The sequence below is a fragment of the Streptomyces sp. NPDC032198 genome (assembly GCF_040636975.1).
GTDB lineage: Bacteria > Actinomycetota > Actinomycetes > Streptomycetales > Streptomycetaceae > Streptomyces.
The window spans coordinates 1-1,061 of the sequence record NZ_JBEZVL010000053.1 but is presented as its reverse complement, the minus strand read 5'-3'; the positions used below and the strand labels follow the sequence as shown (position 1 = coordinate 1,061).

1 protein-coding gene is annotated in these 1,061 nt (G+C 64.6%); it reads left to right on the top strand.

The window, feature by feature from the left end; translation table 11 throughout:
• On the top strand, positions 1-1,061 hold a 1,061-nt coding region (treS, locus tag AB0E78_RS41870), incomplete at both ends, for a maltose alpha-D-glucosyltransferase (RefSeq protein WP_361844979.1).

The following is a 1,061-nucleotide window of genomic DNA, read 5'->3' as shown; positions in this document are numbered from 1 at the left end:
CATCAGCGGGGCATGCGCGTGATCATCGACTTCGTGATGAACCACACCAGTGATCAGCACCCGTGGTTCAAGGAGTCCCGCAGCGACCCCGAAGGCCCCTACGGCGACTACTACGTCTGGGCCGACGACGACAAGCAGTACCAGGACGCGCGCATCATCTTCGTCGACACCGAAGCCTCCAACTGGACCTTCGACCCGGTGCGCAAACAGTACTTCTGGCACCGCTTCTTCTCCCACCAGCCCGACCTCAACTACGAGAACCCGGCCGTCCAGGAAGAAATCATCTCCGCCCTGCGCTTCTGGCTCGACCTGGGCATCGACGGCTTCCGCCTGGACGCCGTGCCCTACCTCTTCGCCGAAGAGGGCACCAACTGCGAAAACCTCCCCCGCTCCCACGCCCTGCTCAAACGCGTCCGCGCCGAAATCGACGCCCACTACCCCGACACCGTGCTCCTCGCCGAGGCCAACCAATGGCCCGAAGACGTCGTCGACTACTTCGGCGACTTCAAAGACGGCGGCGACGAATGCCACATGGCCTTCCACTTCCCCGTCATGCCCCGCATCTTCATGGCCGTACGCCGCGAATCGCGCTACCCCGTCTCCGAAATCCTCGCCAAGACCCCCGCCATCCCCTCCGGCTGCCAATGGGGCATCTTCCTGCGCAACCACGACGAGCTCACCCTCGAAATGGTCACCGACGAAGAACGCGACTACATGTACGCGGAATACGCCAAAGACCCCCGCATGCGCGCCAACATCGGCATCCGCCGCCGCCTGGCCACCCTCCTGGACAACGACCGCAACCAGATCGAACTCTTCACCGCCCTGCTCCTCTCCCTGCCCGGCTCGCCGATCCTCTACTACGGCGACGAGATCGGCATGGGCGACAACATCTGGCTCGGCGACCGCGACGCCGTCCGCACCCCCATGCAATGGACCCCCGACCGCAACGCCGGCTTCTCCTCCTGCGACCCCGGACGCCTCTACCTCCCCACCATCATGGACCCGGTCTACGGCTACCAGGTCACCAACGTCGAAGCCTCCATGTCCTCCCCCTCCTC